The organism is Streptomyces sp. NBC_01283, assembly GCF_041435335.1.
GTDB lineage: Bacteria > Actinomycetota > Actinomycetes > Streptomycetales > Streptomycetaceae > Streptomyces.
In genome coordinates this window covers 8,340,328-8,358,673 of record NZ_CP108430.1, presented here as the reverse complement: position 1 = coordinate 8,358,673, position 18,346 = coordinate 8,340,328, and the positions used below count along the sequence as shown (strand labels likewise).

The 18,346-nt window shown below is 71.3% G+C and carries 20 protein-coding genes and 1 pseudogene; 10 read left to right on the top strand and 11 right to left on the bottom strand.

All coding sequences use genetic code 11. From position 1 onward, the window contains the following. The first annotated feature begins 8 nt into the window (after positions 1-8). Positions 9-794: an SDR family NAD(P)-dependent oxidoreductase gene (locus OG302_RS37910; RefSeq protein ID WP_371531009.1), complete on the top strand. Its 786-nt coding sequence runs from the start codon at positions 9-11 to the stop codon at positions 792-794. 15 nt (positions 795-809) lie between these two features. Here the strand turns inward: OG302_RS37910 and OG302_RS37905 are convergent, their stop codons facing one another. Then, entirely contained in the window at positions 810-1,391 is a 582-nt protein-coding gene (locus OG302_RS37905) for an isochorismatase family protein (RefSeq protein ID WP_371531007.1), read from the bottom strand. Further along, positions 1,384-2,583 carry an amidohydrolase family protein gene (locus tag OG302_RS37900; RefSeq protein ID WP_371531005.1) on the bottom strand — a complete coding sequence of 400 codons (1,200 nt, stop codon included), beginning with the start codon at positions 2,581-2,583 and terminating at the stop codon, positions 1,384-1,386. The genes OG302_RS37905 and OG302_RS37900 overlap by 8 nt, the downstream gene beginning before the upstream one ends. Before the next feature lie 230 nt (positions 2,584-2,813). On the opposite strand from OG302_RS37900, the gene OG302_RS37895 reads away from it, so the two are divergent. Further along, positions 2,814-3,104: a DUF1232 domain-containing protein gene (locus OG302_RS37895; RefSeq protein WP_371531003.1), complete on the top strand. Its 291-nt coding sequence runs from the start codon at positions 2,814-2,816 to the stop codon at positions 3,102-3,104. Here OG302_RS37895 and OG302_RS37890 read toward each other — a convergent pair. From OG302_RS37890 to OG302_RS37880, 3 genes are all read right to left on the bottom strand, one after another. Further along, on the bottom strand, positions 3,075-3,794 hold the full coding sequence (locus tag OG302_RS37890) for a DUF2470 domain-containing protein (protein ID WP_371531001.1): 720 nt from the start codon (positions 3,792-3,794) through the stop codon (positions 3,075-3,077). The genes OG302_RS37895 and OG302_RS37890 overlap by 30 nt on opposite strands. 155 nt (positions 3,795-3,949) lie before the next feature. Beyond that, on the bottom strand, positions 3,950-4,579 hold the full coding sequence (locus OG302_RS37885; protein ID WP_371530999.1) for an MBL fold metallo-hydrolase: 630 nt from the start codon (positions 4,577-4,579) through the stop codon (positions 3,950-3,952). Next, positions 4,579-5,664: an S-(hydroxymethyl)mycothiol dehydrogenase gene (locus OG302_RS37880; RefSeq protein WP_371530997.1), complete on the bottom strand. Its 1,086-nt coding sequence runs from the start codon at positions 5,662-5,664 to the stop codon at positions 4,579-4,581. The genes OG302_RS37885 and OG302_RS37880 overlap by 1 nt, the downstream gene beginning before the upstream one ends. A 168-nt stretch (positions 5,665-5,832) precedes the next feature. Here OG302_RS37880 and OG302_RS37875 point away from each other — a divergent pair, with 168 nt between their 5' ends. Next, the gene (locus OG302_RS37875) at positions 5,833-6,615 is read left to right on the top strand and encodes an ABC transporter permease (RefSeq protein ID WP_371530995.1); all 783 of its coding nucleotides are present in this window, start codon (positions 5,833-5,835) and stop codon (positions 6,613-6,615) included. 52 nt (positions 6,616-6,667) lie between these two features. Next, positions 6,668-7,159: a glutathione peroxidase gene (locus tag OG302_RS37870; RefSeq protein WP_371530993.1), complete on the top strand. Its 492-nt coding sequence runs from the start codon at positions 6,668-6,670 to the stop codon at positions 7,157-7,159. Between the two features lie 91 nt (positions 7,160-7,250). Here OG302_RS37870 and OG302_RS37865 read toward each other — a convergent pair whose 3' ends face one another. Next, positions 7,251-7,904, bottom strand: a complete 654-nt coding sequence (locus OG302_RS37865; protein ID WP_371530991.1) for an SRPBCC family protein — start codon at positions 7,902-7,904, stop codon at positions 7,251-7,253. Positions 7,905-8,113: 209 nt separating this feature from the next. Here OG302_RS37865 and OG302_RS37860 point away from each other — a divergent pair, with 209 nt between their 5' ends. Next, entirely contained in the window at positions 8,114-8,764 is a 651-nt protein-coding gene (locus tag OG302_RS37860; RefSeq protein WP_371530989.1) for a TetR/AcrR family transcriptional regulator, read from the top strand. A gap of 13 nt (positions 8,765-8,777) precedes the next feature. Here the strand turns inward: OG302_RS37860 and OG302_RS37855 are convergent, their stop codons facing one another. Next, positions 8,778-9,656 (bottom strand): helix-turn-helix domain-containing protein, encoded by an 879-nt coding sequence (locus OG302_RS37855; protein WP_371530987.1) that lies wholly within the window; start codon positions 9,654-9,656, stop codon positions 8,778-8,780. A 97-nt stretch (positions 9,657-9,753) separates the two neighbouring features. Between OG302_RS37855 and OG302_RS37850 the strand changes: the two genes are divergently transcribed. Continuing rightward, on the top strand, positions 9,754-10,548 hold the full coding sequence (locus tag OG302_RS37850) for an NAD(P)H-dependent oxidoreductase (RefSeq protein WP_371530985.1): 795 nt from the start codon (positions 9,754-9,756) through the stop codon (positions 10,546-10,548). A gap of 76 nt (positions 10,549-10,624) precedes the next feature. Here the strand turns inward: OG302_RS37850 and OG302_RS37845 are convergent, their stop codons facing one another. Both OG302_RS37845 and OG302_RS37840 read right to left on the bottom strand, forming a co-directional pair. Next, positions 10,625-11,452 carry an NAD(P)H-binding protein gene (locus OG302_RS37845; RefSeq protein WP_371530983.1) on the bottom strand — a complete coding sequence of 276 codons (828 nt, stop codon included), beginning with the start codon at positions 11,450-11,452 and terminating at the stop codon, positions 10,625-10,627. Between the two features lie 224 nt (positions 11,453-11,676). Beyond that, positions 11,677-12,387: a restriction endonuclease gene (locus tag OG302_RS37840; protein WP_371530981.1), complete on the bottom strand. Its 711-nt coding sequence runs from the start codon at positions 12,385-12,387 to the stop codon at positions 11,677-11,679. Between the two features lie 152 nt (positions 12,388-12,539). Here OG302_RS37840 and OG302_RS37835 point away from each other — a divergent pair, with 152 nt between their 5' ends. Beyond that, positions 12,540-13,724: a D-alanyl-D-alanine carboxypeptidase family protein gene (locus OG302_RS37835; RefSeq protein WP_371530979.1), complete on the top strand. Its 1,185-nt coding sequence runs from the start codon at positions 12,540-12,542 to the stop codon at positions 13,722-13,724. Here the strand turns inward: OG302_RS37835 and OG302_RS37830 are convergent. Together OG302_RS37830 and OG302_RS37825 are read right to left on the bottom strand one after the other, a co-directional pair. Then, a pseudogene (locus OG302_RS37830) lies at positions 13,712-14,323 on the bottom strand (siderophore-interacting protein); the annotation flags it as partial. The gene OG302_RS37835 and the pseudogene OG302_RS37830 sit on opposite strands and share 13 nt — an antisense overlap. Positions 14,324-14,327: 4 nt before the next feature. Then, on the bottom strand, positions 14,328-14,741 hold the full coding sequence (locus OG302_RS37825) for an SsgA family sporulation/cell division regulator (protein WP_371530977.1): 414 nt from the start codon (positions 14,739-14,741) through the stop codon (positions 14,328-14,330). A 167-nt stretch (positions 14,742-14,908) separates the two neighbouring features. Between OG302_RS37825 and OG302_RS37820 the strand changes: the two genes are divergently transcribed. The 3 genes from OG302_RS37820 to OG302_RS37810 all read left to right on the top strand — a co-directional run bounded on the left by OG302_RS37820 (position 14,909) and on the right by OG302_RS37810 (position 18,299). Then, positions 14,909-16,450 (top strand): ATP-dependent DNA ligase, encoded by a 1,542-nt coding sequence (locus tag OG302_RS37820; RefSeq protein ID WP_371530975.1) that lies wholly within the window; start codon positions 14,909-14,911, stop codon positions 16,448-16,450. A gap of 108 nt (positions 16,451-16,558) precedes the next feature. Then, complete coding sequence (locus OG302_RS37815; RefSeq protein WP_371530973.1) at positions 16,559-17,044, top strand: cation:proton antiporter regulatory subunit; 486 nt, start codon at positions 16,559-16,561, stop codon at positions 17,042-17,044. A gap of 4 nt (positions 17,045-17,048) precedes the next feature. Further along, a complete protein-coding gene (locus OG302_RS37810; protein WP_371530971.1) occupies positions 17,049-18,299 on the top strand; it encodes a cation:proton antiporter in 1,251 nt (416 codons plus the stop codon). The last annotated feature ends 47 nt before the right edge of the window (positions 18,300-18,346 follow it).

Genomic DNA, 18,346 nt, shown 5'->3' with positions numbered 1-18,346 from the left:
AGAGCACCATGAGCACCACCCCCGTCACCACCGTCCCCGACTACGCCACCGAGTTCGCGGGCAAGACCGCGTTCGTCACGGGCGCCGCCTCCGGCATCGGCCTGGCCACCGCCCGCCGTCTGGGCGCGGGCGGGGCGAACGTCGTCATCGCCGACTACAACGCCGACGGCGCCGAGAAGGCCGCCGCCCAGCTCCTCGCGGAGGGCATCAAGGCCGCCGCGGTCGCCGTGGACGTCACCGAGCCCGCGTCGGTCGAGGCCGCCGTGCGGTTCGCCGTCGACACGTTCGGCGGGCTCGACCTCGCCGTGAACAATGCGGGCATCGGCGGGGAGAGCAAGCCGACGGGCGCGTACGACATCGATGTCTACAACCGCGTCATACGCACGAACCTCGACGGCGTCTTCTACTCGATGCGCTATGAACTCCCGGTCCTGGAGGCCGCGGGCGCGGGCGCCGTCGTGAACGTCGCCTCGATCCTCGGTTCGGTGGGCTTCGCGGGCTCCCCCGCCTATGTCGCCGCCAAGCACGGCGTCGTCGGCCTCACCAAGACGGCCGCCGCCGAGTACGCCGCGAAGGGCATCCGCGTGAACGCGGTCGGCCCCGGCTTCATCGAGACGCCGCTCCTGCAGAACATGGAGAAGGAGGCGTACGACGCCCTTGTCTCCCTGCACCCCGCCGGCCGCCTCGGCCACTCCGAGGAGGTCGCCGAGCTGATCGTGTTCCTGCTCTCGGAGCGGGCCTCGTTCATCCACGGCAGCTACCACCTGGTGGACGGCGCGTACACCGCCCGCTGATCCCCACCCGCCGGCCTACGGCTTGGTGAAGTCGACGTCCTGGGCCCTCGCGACGATCTCGACCTCGTCGCCGAGGGCCCATTCGGCCACCCGGGACACCGTCGCCGCCGGGACCATGTCGCTGATGCCCGCGGCGGCGGGGATGTCCTGCGTCGCGTGCGCGTCGTGCGGCAGGACCACACGGAAGTCCAGGTCGAGGGCCGTACGCGCGGTCGCCGACACGCACATCTCGGACATCACCCCGCAGATGGCGAGATCGCTCACGCCCGCCTCGGCGAGGAGTTCGCGCAGCGGGGTTCCCTCGAAGCCGTCGTCGACGGTCTTGCGGATGACGACCTCGCCCCGGTCGGCGTCCACCGGCAGGTGGATCTCCCAGCCGGGCGTGCCCGGTTCGTCGTCGGCTCCCGGCTCACCGTCGTTCTGGAGCTGGACGACCAGCGCACCTGCGGCGCGGGCCCGGGTGATCAGGTCGGTCGTCCGGTCGAGGACGCGGGCCGCTTCGGGGACGGCGGTGTCGCCCGTGACGAAGGCGGTCTGCATGTCGACCACGATCAGCGCCTGGACGGGGGGTATGGGGCGTGACGCACTCTCACTCATGGTCCACCATCTTGCCGTTCGCCATGATCAGCCGTACATCCCCGAGGGCCGCGACGTCCGCGAGGGGGTCGCCGTGCACCGCGATCAGGTCGGCGCGGTATCCGCCGGCCAGGCGTCCGACGTGGTCGGCGATGCCCAGGGCGTCGGCGGCCTCCGTGGTCGCCATGTCGACAATGCGGTGCGGTTCGATGCCCAGGTGCTGATAGAAGCCGAGGCTCTGGGCGAGGCCGTCGCAGCCCGCGCGCTGGACGCCCGCGTCCGTGCCGGCGATCAGCCGCGCGCCGTGCTCCGCCATCGTGCGGACCTGGTCGAACATCGCCTTGGCCCGTTCCTCGCCGAAGAACATCGGCAGCATCCGCCAGTTCGGGCTGATGGTCGGGCAGATCCGGATGCCCTTGGCGACGATGGTGTCCAGGACGTCCTCGCGCAGGTCGAAGCCCTTGCGCGTCATCCAGGTGCAGTGCTCGATGGTGTCGACGCCCGCCATCACGGCGGCCACGATTCCCGCCGTGCCGTGTCCGTGGGCGGCGACCGGCAGTCCCGCCCGGTGCGCCTCACGGACGATGACGCGCAGCTCCGGGGCGTCGAACTGTCTCTGCCAGGTGGCGGGGCCGCCCCGGGTGAGGCCGCCACCGGTGGCCATGACCTTGATGACGTCCGCGCCGAGCTCGGCGTTCCGCCGGACCAGGGCGCGGATCTCGCCCTCGCCCTCGACCTCACCTCCCAGGAACCAGCAGTGGCCGCCCTTGGTGGTCAGCGGCGTCGTGGCGGCGACGATGCGTGGGCCCGGCACCCGGGACGCGGCGATCTCCTCGCGCAGCCGCAGGGTGAGGCGGCCGCGGTCACCGAGATCGCGCACGGTGGTGACACCGCTGCGCAGGAACTGCAGCGCTCGCTCCTCCATGGCCGCCATGAGGGTGGTGTCGCTGTGCGCGTCCAGGACCGCGACGGGGTCCTTGCTCGCGTCGAAGACCAGGTGGACATGGGCGTCGATGAGGCCGGGCAGCACCGTGGCGTCGGGCAGTGCATACCGCTGCGCCACGCCGCGCGCCAGGGGCTCGACCTCGGCGCGGGTGCCCACAGCGACGATGTCCTGGCCCTCGGTGAGCACGGCGCCGCCCATGACGTGCCGGCCGTTCGGCCCGGTCAGAACCCGCCCTGCCGTGATCAGCGTCTGGCTCGTCTGGCTCATCTCTGCCTTTCCGGAAAGGAGTTGGAGGAGCTGGCGGTGGTGCCGGTCTCCATCGTCCTTCATCGGAGGGCGGAAAGTCCGTCATGAGAGGGCATGAGGGGGGACGGTATGTTCGCGCGGCGTCCTGCGGGTACCCATAGCCTGGGCCGAGTGCCCGCACAGGACGTCGCGGGTCGTCGCAGAACATTGCATAACGTCGCAGAACGTCGCAGGACGGAGGTCAGGGTCTGATGAGCACGGAAGTCACGGTCCTCCTTGTTGCCGCCGCGGTGCTGGTGGCCGCGACGCTCGCGGTCGCGATCGCGCTGCTCGTACGTCTGGTCCGCACGCGCCGCACGCTGCGCGCGGCGGGGCTTCCGGTCGAGCGCCAGTGGGTGTTCTGGGGTGCGGTCGCCTATCTCGTCCTGCCGGCCGATCTGCTGCCGGACCCGGTCTTCCTCGATGACATCGGGGTGCTCCTGCTCGCACTGCGGTCCATGAAGCCGGCGAGTTCAGGCATCGGGGGACGTGGGGCGGAGTAGGGGGCGGCGCAGGTGCCGGGCCTTCGTGAGCAGGATGTGCATGCGTTCGGTCACCTGGGCGACGTCCTCGACGGGCTCGTCGAAGGCGAGCCGGACGTCCGCCTGGCTGCGGGCCTTCTCCAGGCGCAGGGTGAGGGCGTAGCGGTCGATGGCGAGCGGGCGTACGCGGACCACGCCGTGCAGGCTGTCCGCGCACACGAGCCGGGTGAGCTGCTCGACGGCGTCCTCGTGCGCGTCGGCGAGATGGGTCAGCAGCCGCGCCTCGGCCTCGGCCAGCGGATCGGGGGCGGCCAGGGCGAGTTCGTCGAGGTCGATGCCGACGCGGCCGCCGGTCGCGTCGTGCAGCACGGCACAGGTCGGCGCGAAGATGAATCCCTCCCCGTCGGGTACGAGTGACCCCGAGAGCCACAACCGCGCCCGGATCCGGTCCCTGACCGGCACCGGGGAGACGTCGGCGAACTCCACCAGGGTGGACGGTTCACCGCGCGGCGCGCAGATCATCGCGGTGGCCAGCGCGCTGTCCGGGGGCGGCGACAGCAGGAGGATGCCCTCCGGCGTGACGCTGTGCGCGCCGACGAGTTCATCCCTGCCGATCTCCGTGGTCACCGCGCAGGACCACGCGGTGGTGAGCAGGGAGCGAGCGCGTGCCGCTGCAGTGGGCACAGTCGTGCTGGCGTGACGGACACCCATTCTTCAACCTCCATTAGGTAAGCCTTGCCTAACTTATCGGAGATCGCGGAACAGGGCCAGTACGCGAATGACCCCGCGCGGCGAACCACGCGGGGTCATTCGGATGCACCGGGCAGAGCCCCGGTCACGTATGTCAGTTGGCGTCGTCGGCGCGGTCAGTGACCGCGGGCGATCCACTCCGCCAGGTGCGGCGCCTCCGCGCCCACGCTGGTGCTGTCGCCGTGGCCGGTCCGCACCTCCGTCTCCGGGGGCAGCGTGAGAAGCCGGTCCCTGATCGAGTCGACGATCGTCGGGAAGTCGCTGAACGACCGGCCCGTCGCTCCGGGACCGCCCGCGAAGAGCGTGTCGCCGGTGAAGACCGTGCCCAGGGCGGGGGCGTAGAGGCTGACCGCGCCCAGACAGTGGCCCGGGGTGTGCAGGACCTTCAACTCCGTGCCCGCCACGGTGAGTTCCTGTCCGTCGGACAGCTCACCGTCGGGGGTGCGGTCGGGGTGGGTCTGCTTCCAGAGCTCCGCGTCGGCGGGGTGCAGCAGGATCGGCGCGCCGGTGCGGGCGGCGAGCGCGGGGGCCGCGTCGATGTGGTCGTCGTGCGCGTGCGTGCACACGATCGCGACGACCCGGCGCTCCCCGACCACGGCCGCGATGGCGTCCGCGTCGTGCGCCGCGTCGATGACGACGACCTCGCTGTCGTCCCCCACGATCCATACGTTGTTGTCGACGTCCCAGGTGCCCCCGTCGAGGGAGAACGTGCCCGAGGTGACCAGGTGGTCGATGCGCGCGGCCATCAGAAGACCACCACCGAACGCAGGACATCCCCGTGGTGCATCCGCTCGAACGCCTTCTCCACGTCGGCGAGCTCGATCGTCTCCGTGACGAACGCGTCCAGGTCGAGCCTCCCCTGCTGGTAGAGGTCGATCAGCATCGGGAAGTCGCGGGAGGGCAGGCAGTCGCCGTACCAGCTCGACTTGAGCGCGCCGCCGCGCCCGAAGACGTCGAGCAGTGGCAGATCGATGCGCATCTCCGGTGTCGGCACGCCGACCAGGACGACCGTGCCCGCCAAGTCACGGGCGTAGAAGGCCTGTTCATACGTCTCCGGGCGGCCGACCGCCTCGATGACGACGTCGGCTCCGTTGCCGTCGGTCAGCTCGCGGACCGCCTCGATCGGGTCCGCCGAACGGGAGTTGACGGTGTGCGTGGCGCCGAGGCTCTTCGCGGTCGCCAGCTTCTTGTCGTCGATGTCGACGGCGATGATCTTCGCGGCTCCGGCGAGCCGCGCGCCCACGACCGCCGCGTTGCCGACGCCGCCGCAGCCGATGACGGCGACCGAGTCGCCGCGGCCCACGTTGCCGGTGTTGATGGCGGCGCCGATGCCGGCCATGACTCCGCAGCCGAGGAGACCCGCGGCGGCGGGCGAGGCGGCCGGGTCGACCTTGGTGCACTGCCCGGCGGCGACGAGGGTCTTCTCCGCGAAGGCACCGATACCGAGGGCGGGCGAGAGCTCGGTGCCGTCCAGGAGGGTCATCTTCTGCTTGGCGTTGTGCGTGTCGAAGCAGTACTGGGGGCGGCCGCGCTTGCACGCGCGGCACTGGCCGCACACCGCACGCCAGTTGAGGATCACGTAGTCGCCGGGCGCGACCTCCGTGACGCCGTCGCCGACCGACTCCACGATGCCCGCCGCCTCATGGCCGAGGAGGAAGGGGAAGTCGTCGTTGATGCCGCCCTCGCGGTAGTGCAGGTCGGTATGACAGACCCCGCAGGCCTGCACCTTCACCACGGCTTCCCCGGGCCCCGGGTCCGGCACGACGATCGTCTCGATCCGTACCGGCTCGCCCTTCGCGCGCGCGACCACGCCCTGTACCTGCTGCGCCATGAGGTCAGCCCTTCTTTCTTCCGGCGTTACTTGCTCGTCCGGCATCGCATGTTCTTCCCGCATCCTCACAGACCGGGCCCGCTCACGACGACCCCGGACGCACGAGTCCCGATCACCGGTTCCGCCGGGCCCCGATCCACGCGGCGCCACGCCGCCTAGGGTGGGCGGGTGCGCGATCTCGCTGCTCAGGCCCTGCTTCCGGTCAACGCGACGCTCGGCGTGGCGCTCCTCGTGCTGCTGCTCGCCGCGGCCGCCGCGGCGGCCGTGTTCCGTCTCTCCCCCGACGGCTCGTACGGCAGGGCGCGGGAGATCCTCGTGGCCGGGGCGCGGGCGACCGTGCAGCTGGGCGTGGTGTCCCTGGTGATCGGCTGGGTGATCCACCACGTCGGGGCGCTTCTCGCCTTCCTGCTCCTGATGTTCGCCGTCGCCGCGCGTACGGCGGGGCGCCGCATCACCGCCAACGGCACCTGGTGGTGGGCGGCGCTGCCGGTCGCGGCCCCGGTCGTCCCGGTGGTGGCGGGACTGGCCCTGGCCGGTCTGCTGCCGGTGGACGGCATCGCCATGATCCCCGTGACGGGCATCCTGATCGGCGGCGCACTGACCGCGACGGCGCTCGGCGGGCGCCGCGCCCTGGATGAACTCCACTCCCGCAGGGGCGAGTTCGAGGCGGGACTGGCCCTCGGCCTCCTTGCCAGGGACGCCCGCCTGGAGGTCATACGCCCCTCCGCGTCCGACGCCCTGCTCCCCGGACTCGACCAGACCCGCACGGTGGGCCTGGTCACCCTGCCCGGAGCTTTCGTCGGCATGCTCCTGGGCGGCGCGTCCCCCGTCCTCGCGGGCGCGGTACAGCTGTTCGTCCTGTTCGCCCTGATGGCGGTCCAGACGATCGCGGTGGCGATGACGGTGGAGCTGGTGGCCTACGGCCACTTGAACCGGACGGGGCCGGAGTGATCGGCCCGGTCCGGGTGATCGGCGCGGCCCCGTGAAGCGTAGGCTCCGGATCATGTCTGTTTACGAAGATGCAGAGATCGGCGCCCTACAGGGCGGCTCGGCGGACCTGGGCCAGTACCTGGGCAAGGCCGTCCTGATCGTCAATGTCGCCTCCAAGTGCGGGCTCACCCCGCAGTACGCGGGCCTTGAGCGCCTGCAGGAGCAGTACGCGGCCCGTGGCTTCACGGTCCTCGGGGTGCCCTGCAACCAGTTCATGGGCCAGGAGCCCGGTACGTCCGACGAGATCGCCGAGTTCTGTTCGGCGACGTACGGCGTGACCTTCCCGATGACCGAGAAGGTCGACGTGAACGGCGCCGACCGGCACCCGCTTTACAAGCATCTGGTGGACGCGGCGGACGCCGAGGGGCACACCGGTGACATCCGCTGGAACTTCGAGAAGTTCCTGACGAACGCCAGTGGCGACGTGGTGGCCCGGTTCTCGCCGCAGACCGAGCCGGACGCTCCCGAGGTCATCGCCGCGATCGAGGCGAACCTGCCGAAGTAATCCAGGCGCGCGCAGACTAGGCGCGGCACCCCGGCGACCGCCGCGGTGCCGCGCCTTTGTCGTTCCGGGGCAGTGGAGCAGTGGTGGTGGATCAGTGGTGGTGGCCGGCGCGGGCTTCCGCCGTGGTCTTCAGTGCTCCCACCCACCCTTCGAGGCCCTGGGCAAGGATCTCGGTGGCGGCGGGAATGTTCGCCTCGACCTGATCCCCGGCGTGGGTCTCCTCGGTACGGACGAGGACGCCGCCCTTGACCTTGGTGAAGGTCCACACGTGGACGCCCTCGATGCGCAGGCCCTCACCGATCGCCGGGCCGGTCCAGCGGATGCACGCGTTGCGCTTGAGCTGCTTGACGGTGGAAGTGATGTCCAGGCTGGTGGCGGGGGTCGCCGGGTTGGGCGGGATCGGCGTCGTCCAGCGGAACGCCGAGCCCTTGCGGAAGGGGTCATGGTCCAGGCGTTCCACGGAAGTGACCGGGCTCTGCCAGGAGGGCCAGCGCTCCACATCCGTCTGCAGCTTCCAGATCGTGCTCAGCGGCGCGTGGATCACGGTCTCGGTCCCGTGGCGGACGACGGCCTTGGGGTCGACGCCCTCTCCCCGACAGGTGAGGGACTTGCCGTGGCCGGGCTGCGGGGCGGCCCCGGCCGGTATTGCTGCGGTGCCGAGGACGCCGGCGACGGCGAGCGGGACGACGAACAGGGCGGCGCGGACGCTGCCGCTGCGGACACTGGTGCTGCGGATCGCGGGCATGGCGTTCTCCTGGCCAATTGGTGTGCGGGCAGGGCGAATTGAGTGTGGTTGTTCGTCGAGATGACTTGAGTGACCGCTAGAGGCCCCTGCGTTCGTTAGAAGGTATAACGCAATGAGGAGCGGGTGGTCAACAGGTTCAGTGATAGCCTCTAACTAAATCTTGAGCGTGTAGCCCTATGAGTGCCCATGGACGGGGAAGGTGGCGGGCCATGGCGAAGACGGACACGAACACCCCGCGCGAGCGCTATCGCACCCAGGTGCGTGCCGAGGTCAAGGAACATGCGTGGGAGCAGATCGCCACGGCGGGCGCGTCCGCGCTCTCGCTCAACGCGATCGCCAAGCAGATGGGCATGAGCGGCCCCGCGCTCTACCGCTACTTCGCCGGCCGCGACGAGCTGATCACCGAGCTGATCCGGGACGCGTACCGAAGCCTCGCCGACACCGTGCAGGCGGCATCGGCCGACGGCGCCGACCTGGCCGGCCTCGCGCACGTCCTGCGCCGCTGGGCCCTGGAACACCCCCAGCGGTACTTCCTCATCTACGGCACCCCGGTCCCCGGCTATCACGCGCCCGAGGACATCACCGGCATCTCGTCCGAGATCATGGCCACCCTGCTGGACGCCTGCGCGCAGCTCGTACCGGACAGCCCAGCGACACCGTTCGGCGCCCACCTGGAAGACCACCGGGAGTGGGCGCAGGGCCACCCCGCCCCGCCCGCGGCCCTCCACCGGGCCGTGTCCTTCTGGACCCGGATGCACGGCGTGCTGTCCCTGGAACTGTCGGGCCACTTCAGCGGAATGGGCTTCGACCCTGCCCAGCTCTTCGCGGCCGAACTCGACGATCTGCTGGCCGGGTCCTAGGCCTGGCCGACTCCTAGGCGGAACACTCCGAAAGCTTCCGGTCGAGTGCCGCGAGCGCGTCGGCCTCCGCACTGCCCTTCTCGGCGCTGAACACATGCACCACCAGGCCCGTCTCACCGGGCGCGGCCGGCACGTGCAGGGTCTCGAAGTCCAGGGTGAGCAGCCCGGCCGCCGGGTGCCGCAGGCGCTTGCGGCCCGCCGCGCACATCACGACCTCGCCGCTGTCCCAGATGCGCCGGAAGTCGGCGCTGTCCGCGGCCAGCTCGGTGATGAGCGCGGTCAGCTCCGTGTCGTCGGGGTAACGCCCCGCCGCCACCCGCAGCTGGCCCACGGCCTCCGCCGCCCTGTCCTCCCACTCGGGGTGGACGGCGCGTGAGGCGGGGTCGAGGAAGAGGAACCGCGCGTTGTTCCGGTCGCGGCGCCGCGGCTCGGCCAGGCCTCCGATCAGCTCGGAACCGAGGCCGTTCCAGGCGACCACCTCGAGGCGGTGGTCCGTCGCGAAGGCCGGGAGCTCGGCCATGGAGTCCATGATGCGCCCCAGCATGGGGCTGACCCGGGCCGTGGGCGCGGGCTCGCGCCGGGCGGCGGCAAGGGTGGTCAGGTGCCCGCGCTCCGCCGCGTCGAGGCCCAGCGCCCGGGCGAGCGCGTCGAGCACCTCGGGGGACGGCTGGGTGGCCCGGCCCTGTTCGAGACGTACGTAGTAGTCCACGCTGATCCCGGCGAGCTGGGCCAACTCCTCGCGGCGCAGTCCGCGCACCCGGCGGCGACGGCCACCGGCGATGCCTACGTGTTCCGGCGCGACGCGCCCCCGGCGGGCGCGCAGAAAACCGCCGAGTGCCCTCCGGGTGTCGCCGATCCCGTCACTGTTCGTCATCTGGTCCGCGCCGTCCATGGACCAAGTATGCGTGGCCCTGGCAGTACCAGGATCGGCGTTCCGACGGTCGAACAGGGTGCTGGCTGCGCCGCCCGCGCCGGGAGAGCGTGGCGTCATGAACGAAGCCGCTCCGCAGCAGCCGAAGAAGATCCTCGTCGTCAGCGCCCATCCGGAACCCCGCTCGCTCAACGCGTCGCTCGCCGCCTTCGCGGTCGACGAGCTGCGCGCGGCCGGGCACGAGGTGCGGGTGTCCGACCTCTACGCGATGAAGTGGAAGGCGACGGTGGACGCCGACGACTTCCCCGGCCACACCGCGGACCGGCGTCTGCACGTGATGGCCGCATCCGAGCGGGACACCCTGGCCGACCGTCTCTCGCCCGACATCGCGGCGGAGCAGGAGAAGGTGCGCTGGGCGGACGCGGTGATCCTGCAGTTCCCGCTGTGGTGGTTCTCGCCGCCCGCGATCCTGAAGGGCTGGATCGACCGCGTCTTCACCAGCGGCTTCGGCTACGGACCGAAGGTCCCACCGCCCTACAGCGAGGGCATCCTGGCGGGGCGGCGTGCGCTGGTGTCGGTGACGCTCGGCGCCCGGGAGTCGTCGTTCTCCGACCGGGGCATCCACGGGCAGCTGACGGACGTCCTGTATCCCGTGCAGCACGGTCTGTTCTGGTTCACCGGCATGGCGCCCCTGGAACCCTTCGCGGTGTACTCGGCGAACGAGCTGCCGGAGGATCAGTTCGCCGCGGCCAAACGGGAGTACGCGCGCCGCCTCGACGGTCTCTTCACCGACGATCCGATCCCGTTCCGCTCGCTCGTCGGCGGCGACTACGACCACGGGATGCGGCTGCTGCCCGACGTGGAGGCACCCGGGACGACGGGCCTGGGTCTCCACGTCAGGCCGCGCGACTGAGCGACGGGCGACGGGCGACGGGCGACGGGCGACCCGATCGTCACCGGTGTCGCGGCCGTCACCGACGTCGCGAGCCCTACTTGAAGGCGGGCGTGTTCCGGGCAGCCCACTCGGCGAACGCGCGGGGCGGACGCCCGAGGACGCGCTCGACGTCGGGGCTCACCCGCTGCTCCTCGGGGTACGGCGTGCCCAGGAGAGCGAGGGTGGAGTCCACGACCTGCTCGGGCATGAACCGCACCATCTGGGCCCGCGCCTCCGCAGGGCTCTGCTCGACAAAACGCACCGGCTCGCCCAGCACGTGCCCGATCGCCGCCGCCTGCTGCCGGGGCGAGACGGGCACCGGCCCGGTCAATTCGTACGTGGCGCCGCCGTGGCCGCCGGCGCGCAGCACGGTGGCCGCGACCTCCGCGATGTCGGCCGGATCGACGACCGGCAGCGCGACGTCCCCGAACGGCGCGGTCACCTCCCGCCGTTCCCGGACCGATTCGGCCCACTGGAAGGCGTTGGAACCGAAGCCTGCCGGGCGCAGCACCGTCCACTCCAGGCCCGACCCCTTGACGGCGCTCTCGAACTGCGGAGGGTGCCGCAGCGATCCGACGCCCTGCGAGGACAGCAGGACGACCCGCCGGACACCACAGGACCGCGCGGCTTCGAGGGCGCCGTCCACGTTTCCGCCGCCGAGCATCAGCTCGCCGGAGGTCAGCAGGAACAGTGCGTCGGCCCCTTCGAGTGCCGGCTCGAGGCCGACCGGGTCGCCCACATCGGCCTGCCGATGTCGTACTCCCTCCGGGGCATCAGGTGCCGCTGTCCCGCGTGACACGGTCGTGACCTGTTCACCTGCCGCGACGAGGGCCCGTACGAGAGGCCTGCCGACATTGCCCGTAGCTCCGGTCACCACGATCATCTTTTCGCTCCCTGAGTCGAACTGAGTCATTCTGAGTCGCTGTGCGCTGACTCCACGGAAGCTACCGGCGCGGGGATAGTAGGTACCTAGAGGAAAGTAACGGGGAGAGGGGTCATTCGTGACCGACCTCACAACTCCTCTGCTGGACAAGCCTCTTCGCGCGTCCCTGCGCAGGCCTCTTCGCTGGTCTCTTCGTCCGGGGCCTTCGAGGCCGGCGCACCGGACTATCCGTACGTCTTCTTCCAGCGCGCCCGGTGCCGGACATCACCCTGGCCCGCGTCGCTCACGCCGAGCAGCGAGCCGAGTGCGGCCCCGCTGTTCCACAGGCCCACGTGGTCGCGGTGCAGGGTGGCGATGCCGTTCTGCTCCGCGAAGGCCTGAGCTGGGCGGCTGAACCGCGCGGTGGTCACACAGATCGCCAGGTCGGCCCCGAAGTGCACGCGGGAGCCCAGGAGATCGCGCAGGTCCCAGCCCGCGACGGCGCGGTGCGGCGCGTACCGCTTGCACTGGATGATCATGCTCCGGCCGTCCGGGAGCCGCCCGGTCACGTCGACGCCGTTGTCCCCCGCCCCGCCGACCCTGCGGACGTCGGCGCAGCCGTCCCTGCGGCACAGCCCGGCGACCAGGTCCTCGAACTCGGTGCCGGTCATCGCGTCCGCCCGCGCGAGCGACCGGAGCCCCGCCCGCACCGCGTCCTCCTCCCGCCACGCGCGATCGCGGTCGCGCGCCATGCGGTCCGTGCGCCACAGCCACCACAGCACGGCCCCGACGATGCCGAGGAGCAAACCCCCTGCCGCGAAGGGCCGGAGGGGCGACCAGATCAGGATCAGCTCCAGGAGCAGGACGGCGCCGCACACCACCCACGGCTTCCACCGCTTCCAGGACCTCCCGCGCCGCTTCCGCAGCGCCGTGCGCCGTCCCCGCCGAGCGGTCATCAGAGCCCCCTCCGCCGTCCTTGCACAGCAGTGTGGGCAAGGGTGGGCGGGTTCGGGAAGAGGGCACACATACCCGGCCGCCCGCCACCCCCGTACATCCAGCCGGACCAAGCTGACCTGCGGGCTTCGGGCGGCGCTCGTACGGTGACTGAATGGTCATCAGGTACCTTCCGCGCTCCTCATCCGTCCGCACCGCGGCCCTCGCGGCAGCCGCTCTGGTCCTCCTGCCCACACCCGCCGCGGCGGCCACCGAGGAGCCCACGCCGCCCAAGCCGGGCCCCGCGTACTCCTCGGACCTCCTCGACCGTCCGGGCGTCCAGGTCCGGCCGGGCGCCGGGGCCCCTGCCGTGCCGAGCGACGTCTCCGCCCTCTCCTGGGTGGTGGCCGACGCCCGTTCGGGCGAAGTGCTCGCGGCCCATGACGCGCACCGTCAACTGCCGCCCGCCTCCACCCTGAAGTCGCTCTTCGCCCTGACGGCCCTGCCCCATCTGGACGCGGTCGCCCGGCACCGGGTCACCCAGGGCGAGCTCGCCGAGGTCGGGGACGGCAGCAGCCTGGTGGGGGTCGAGGCGGGCCACAGCTACACCGTCGCCGACCTGTGGCGCGGCGTGTTCCTCAGTTCCGGCAACGACGCCGTGCACGTGCTGGCCAACCTGAACGGCGGCTGGCAGCAGACCGTCCGTCAGATGCGTGCCAAGGCACGCGCCTTGGGCGCCCAGGACACCCATGTGGTCTCCCCCGATGGATACGACGCCGCTGGGCAGGTGTCATCGGCGTACGACCTGGCGGTCTTCGGCCGGGCGGGGCTCGCGGACCCGCAGTTCGCCCGCTACTGCTCGACGTCGATCGCCAAGTTCCCGAACGGCAACTGGTCCTACCCCATCCAGAACACCAACCGGCTCCTCACCGGAGCGGACGGCGTGGCACGTTACCCCGGCCTGCTGGGCATCAAGAACGGCTACACCAGCAACGCGGGCAACACGCTCATCAGCGCGGCGCAGCGCGGCGGCCGCACCATCGTCGTATCGGTGATGAACCCGCAGGTGAGCGGCGGCTACCGCGTCTACGAGGAGACCAGGTCACTCCTCGACTGGGGGTTCAAGGCGGCGGGGCACGTCAGACCGGTGGGTTCACTGATCCCCGAGAGCGAGAAGCGGGGCACGGCGCAGGGGCCCGCGCACGCCGCCGAGCTCGCCGCCCACGCGACCGGCAGCGACGGCTCGGACTGGACCGCGATCCTTCTCGTCAGTGCTGGTTCGGCGGCTCTGGTGGCGGGTGCGGTGGTGGTGATCCGGCGGCGGTCGGCTCGCGCCCACCGCTTCTCGGGGCGCCAGTAGCCGAGTGCGTGCACGCGGTGCCTCGGGACCGAAAGGTCCTTGCGGACGTACGAGGTGAGGGCCCGGGTCGTCGTCATGTCGCAGGTGATCCACACATACGTGTCGGCGGGGTCATCGATCAGTGCGGGCAGCGCGGCCCTGACCTCGTCGACCGGATGACCGCCCGCTGCGCGCCGCTCCACCCGGTGCAGATCGTGCACGGCCGGGTCGAGGCGCAGGTCGAGGTCGTGGTCCGAGACGTGCTGCGTCCCCATCCAGAGGGTCGCGGGCACATGGGGCATGGCGGTCACGAGCGAGTTGACGGCAGGGACCGCCGCCGTGTCCCCGATCACCAGGAGCCGGGCGGGCAGCGGATCGGGCACGTCGAAGCCGGTGCCCTGCAAGGTGGCCTCGATCCTGTCACCCGGCCCGGCCTTGCGCGCCCAGTCGCTCGCGCGGCCGTCGTGCAGGGCGAACTCCAGGCTGAACGTCCCGGCGGCGGGATCGGGGTCCACCAGCGTGTACGCGCGCTGATGGTGCCGGCCGTCCGCCCGGTCGAACCACAGGCGCCCCCGCATCGTGGGGTGCACGCCGGTCAGCGCGAGCATGCCGCCGTCCGTGCGCTCAGACCCCGCCGAGCAGCCGGGCGAGATCCTGGTCCAGATCGAGCCGCGCGGCCTCGCGCCCCGCCCCCACCACGGCGTACGTACGGAGCAGGAACCGCCGCAGCGCGACCCTGTCGAACTGCACGAGGGCCAGCCCCCGCGGCGCGTGGAACTCGAGCACCGTGCGCGCCCGGCCGCACGGCCAGATGTGCACGTCGCCGCCGCCCGCCGGGGCGCGGAGCCCCTCCTCCAGGAGCTGACGGCCGAAGATCCAGGTGACTTCCGCCCCGTCGAGGGAGGCCTCCGGCGGGAAGACGATCTGGACGGCCAGCGGGTCGGCCGCCGCATAGCGCAAGGTCACGGGCAGCACACGCTCGCGCCCTTCGGGAGTGACCAGGCAGGCGCGGGCGGGCTGCTCAAGGGTGACGGCCATGATCGGACTCCTGTTCTGGCGCAGCTGACGCTGCTCGCGCTGCCTTCTTCCGTATCTGTTCGAGTCCGCGGAGGGGCGGTTCATTACGCGACACACGAGCCGAAACTTGTGACTTACGTCACGGCTGCCTGTTTCAGGAAGGGGCCCGATCGGGGAAAGGACAACGCATGCTCCTAGCCCGCCTCGCCCACGTCTCGGCCACCGTGGCCACCACCTCCGCCCGCTCGCAGAAGATCGCCCTCCTCGCCGATCTCTTCCGCGCGGCCGGCCCCGCCGATGCGCCCATCGTCATTCCCTACCTCGCGGGCCGCCTGCCGCAGGGCAGGCTGGGCATCGGGTGGAGCCTGCTGAAGGAGCCGCCCCCGGCCGCCGTCGAGCCCACCCTCACCGTCCAGGACACGGACAGCGCCCTGACCGCCATCGGTGCCGTCTCCGGGCAGGGATCCCAGGGCGAACGCAAGCGGCTCGTGCGGGAGCTGATGGGTGCGGCCACCGAAGAGGAGCAGCGGTTCCTCGTCGGGCTGCTCACCGGGGAAGTCAGGCAGGGTGCGCTCGACGCCATCGCCGTGGAAGGGCTCGCCCGGGCGACCGAGGCTCCGGCGGCCGCCGTGCGCCGCGCGGTGATGCTGGCGGGAGCGGTGACTCCCGTCGCCGAGGCCCTGCTCGCGCGGGGGCCGAGTGCGCTCGACGAGTTCCGGCTCAGCGTCGGGCGGCCCGTGCTGCCGATGCTCGCGCACGGCGCCACGTCCGTCACCGAAGGCGTCGCCAAACTGGGCGGGCCGTGCGCCGTCGAGGAGAAGCTGGACGGCATCCGCGTCCAGGTGCACCGCGCCGGGGACGACGTGCGCGTCTACACCCGCACCCTCGACGACATCACCGACCGGCTGCCCGAACTCACCCGTGCCGCAATGGAGTTGGCGGGGGATTCCTTCATTCTCGACGGTGAGGTCATCGCGTTCGACGGTGACGGCAGACCCCGGCCCTTCCAGGAGATCGCCGGGCGGGTCGGATCCCGCGTCGACGTCACCACCGCCGCCGCCGAACTCCCCGTCTCCCCCGTCTTCTTCGACGCCCTGTACGCGGGAGGGCAGGATCTGCTCGATCTGCCGTTCGCCGAGCGGCACGCCCAGCTGGCGCGACTCGTCCCGGAGCCGATGCGGGTGCGGCGCGCCGTCGTCGCCGACCCCGCCGACGAGGCGGAGGTGGCCACCGCGGAGGAGTTCTTCGCCGACACCCTGCGCCGCGGCCACGAGGGCGTCGTGCTCAAGGCCCTCGACGCCCCGTACATCGCGGGGCGCCGCGGTGCGAGCTGGCTGAAGGTCAAGCCGGTGCACACCCTGGACCTCGTCGTCCTCGCCGCCGAGTGGGGGCACGGCCGGCGGACCGGCAAGCTCTCCAACCTCCATCTGGGCGCCCGGCGGCCGGACGGGACGTTCGCCATGCTCGGGAAGACCTTCAAGGGCATGACCGACGCGATGCTCGCCTGGCAGACAGAGCGGCTGCGGGAGCTCGCGGTCGACGACGACGGCTTCGTCGTGACCGTACGCCCGGAACTCGTCGTCGAGATCGCCTACGACGGGCTGCAGAAGTCCACCCGCTATCCGGCCGGCGTGACGCTCCGCTTCGCCCGGGTCGTCCGCTATCGGGAGGACAAGTCGCCCACGGAAGCCGATTCCGTCGAGACGGTGTTGGCGGAGCGCGAGCCATAGCCCCGGAGCGGGACCTCTACCACCAAGTTCTGGCAAAGAACGGGCCTATAGGGTGACCTTAACGCCGTATTGACGCCCACCAGCCAATCAGCAACTAGGGGAAGAGCTGTGTCCGCTTCACGTCTCAGCCAGACGCCACTCCCAGGCATCGGCATCCGGTACGACCTGACCACCCGAGAACATCGCCAGCTCTCGGTCGTCGCGCACCGGGACGGTGCGCGCACCCTCAGCGCCTACCGTGCCGACGACCCCGACGAGTGCGCGCTCTCGCTACGGCTGAGTTCGGGCGAGGCGGACGCGCTGATCGACGCGCTGATGCCCTCGCACCACAGCCCGAACCTCCTGCACACCACCGACCTCGGCCTCGTCGCCGAGCGCATCGAGGTGGCGGGCTCCTCGCACTGGAACGGGCGGGTGCTCGGCGAGACGCAGATGCGCACCGAGACCGGTGCGTCCATCGTGGCCGTGCTGCGCAGGGCCGAGGCCATTCCGTCGCCCGCGCCGGACTTCCGCCTCGCGGGCGGGGACACGCTCATCGTGATCGGCACCCGCGAGGGTGTGGAGAGCGCCGCCGCGATACTCGGGCGGGAGTGATTCGATGCACTCCGCTGTCTTCCTGATCGAATTCGGTGCGATCATTCTCGCGCTCGGACTGCTCGGCAGATTCGCCGGACGGTTCCGCTTCTCCCCGATCCCCCTCTATCTGCTCGCCGGGCTCGCGTTCGGCGAGGGCGGGCTGCTTCCCCTGGGCGCCAGTGAGGAGTTCGTCGCGATCGGCGCCGAGATCGGCGTGATCCTGCTGCTGCTGATGCTGGGGCTCGAATACACCGCGAGCGATCTGGTCAGCAATCTCAAGACGCAGTACCCGGCCGGTCTCGTCGACATGGGGCTGAACGCCGTGCCGGGCGCGATCGCCGCACTGCTGATGGGCTGGGGTCCCGTCGCCGCCGTCGTGCTCGCGGGCGTCACCTGGATCTCGTCGTCCGGGGTCATCGCGAAGGTCCTGAACGACCTGGGCCGCCTCGGCAACCGCGAGACACCCGTCATCCTCAGCATCCTGGTCCTCGAAGACCTGGCGATGGCGGTATATCTGCCCATCATCACCGCCCTGCTGGCCGGTGTCGGCTGGGCCGCGGGCAGTCTCACGCTGGGCATCGCGCTCGGGGCGGCCGGTCTGGTCCTCTTCCTCGCCGTGCGCTACGGCCGCGTCATCTCGCGCTTCGTGTCGAGCGACGACCCCGAGAAGCTGCTCCTGGTCGTCCTCGGTCTGACGATCCTGGTCGCCGGCATCGCGCAGCAGCTCCAGGTCTCCGCCGCCGTCGGGGCGTTCCTGGTCGGCATCGCGCTGTCCGGCGAGGTCGCCGAGGGCGCGCACAGCCTCCTCGCGCCGCTGCGGGACCTGTTCGCCGCCGTCTTCTTCGTCTTCTTCGGCCTGCACACGGATCCTGCGAGCATTCCGCCGGTGCTGCTGCCCGCGCTCGCGCTCGCCGTCGTGACGGCGTGCACGAAGATCGCCACGGGGTACTGGGCGGCCCGCCGCGCCAAGATCTCCGTCAAGGGACGGTGGCGGGCCGGTGGTGCGCTGGTGGCGCGCGGCGAGTTCTCCATCGTCATCGCGGGTCTTGCCGTCACCGCGGGCATCGAACCTTCGCTCGGCCCGCTGGCCACGGCGTACGTCCTGATCCTGGTGATCGTCGGCCCACTGACCGCACGCTTCGCACAGCCGGTGGCCGCACGGCTCTCCCGAAGCCGCAGAGCCACGGCGACGGTGTCTGTGCCGCCTCAGCGGGAGCCGGTCCCGGCCACGGAGGATTCACTCGACGGGCAGGGCACGGGCGGCCGTTCCTGATTCGGGCACGGTGGACGCCGAGGACGGCCATGGCCCGATCCTGTCGG

What these genes read in the sequence shown, in the direction of transcription:
- OG302_RS37865 (WP_371530991.1), bottom strand. Translation starts at nt 7,904, where the DNA reads ATGCCCGCGATCCGCAGCACCAGTGTCCGCAGCGGCAGCGTCCGCGCC.
- OG302_RS37910 (WP_371531009.1), top strand. Translation starts at nt 9, where the DNA reads ATGAGCACCACCCCCGTCACCACCGTCCCCGACTACGCCACCGAGTTC.
- OG302_RS37860 (WP_371530989.1), top strand. Translation starts at nt 8,114, where the DNA reads ATGGCGAAGACGGACACGAACACCCCGCGCGAGCGCTATCGCACCCAG.
- OG302_RS37855 (WP_371530987.1), bottom strand. Translation starts at nt 9,656, where the DNA reads ATGGACGGCGCGGACCAGATGACGAACAGTGACGGGATCGGCGACACC.
- OG302_RS37885 (WP_371530999.1), bottom strand. Translation starts at nt 4,579, where the DNA reads ATGGCCGCGCGCATCGACCACCTGGTCACCTCGGGCACGTTCTCCCTC.
- OG302_RS37890 (WP_371531001.1), bottom strand. Translation starts at nt 3,794, where the DNA reads ATGGGTGTCCGTCACGCCAGCACGACTGTGCCCACTGCAGCGGCACGC.
- OG302_RS37900 (WP_371531005.1), bottom strand. Translation starts at nt 2,583, where the DNA reads ATGAGCCAGACGAGCCAGACGCTGATCACGGCAGGGCGGGTTCTGACC.
- OG302_RS37895 (WP_371531003.1), top strand. Translation starts at nt 2,814, where the DNA reads ATGAGCACGGAAGTCACGGTCCTCCTTGTTGCCGCCGCGGTGCTGGTG.
- OG302_RS37870 (WP_371530993.1), top strand. Translation starts at nt 6,668, where the DNA reads ATGTCTGTTTACGAAGATGCAGAGATCGGCGCCCTACAGGGCGGCTCG.
- OG302_RS37820 (WP_371530975.1), top strand. Translation starts at nt 14,909, where the DNA reads ATGCTCCTAGCCCGCCTCGCCCACGTCTCGGCCACCGTGGCCACCACC.
- OG302_RS37835 (WP_371530979.1), top strand. Translation starts at nt 12,540, where the DNA reads ATGGTCATCAGGTACCTTCCGCGCTCCTCATCCGTCCGCACCGCGGCC.
- OG302_RS37810 (WP_371530971.1), top strand. Translation starts at nt 17,049, where the DNA reads ATGCACTCCGCTGTCTTCCTGATCGAATTCGGTGCGATCATTCTCGCG.
- OG302_RS37880 (WP_371530997.1), bottom strand. Translation starts at nt 5,664, where the DNA reads ATGGCGCAGCAGGTACAGGGCGTGGTCGCGCGCGCGAAGGGCGAGCCG.
- OG302_RS37845 (WP_371530983.1), bottom strand. Translation starts at nt 11,452, where the DNA reads ATGATCGTGGTGACCGGAGCTACGGGCAATGTCGGCAGGCCTCTCGTA.
- OG302_RS37905 (WP_371531007.1), bottom strand. Translation starts at nt 1,391, where the DNA reads ATGAGTGAGAGTGCGTCACGCCCCATACCCCCCGTCCAGGCGCTGATC.
- OG302_RS37850 (WP_371530985.1), top strand. Translation starts at nt 9,754, where the DNA reads ATGAACGAAGCCGCTCCGCAGCAGCCGAAGAAGATCCTCGTCGTCAGC.
- OG302_RS37825 (WP_371530977.1), bottom strand. Translation starts at nt 14,741, where the DNA reads ATGGCCGTCACCCTTGAGCAGCCCGCCCGCGCCTGCCTGGTCACTCCC.
- OG302_RS37840 (WP_371530981.1), bottom strand. Translation starts at nt 12,387, where the DNA reads ATGACCGCTCGGCGGGGACGGCGCACGGCGCTGCGGAAGCGGCGCGGG.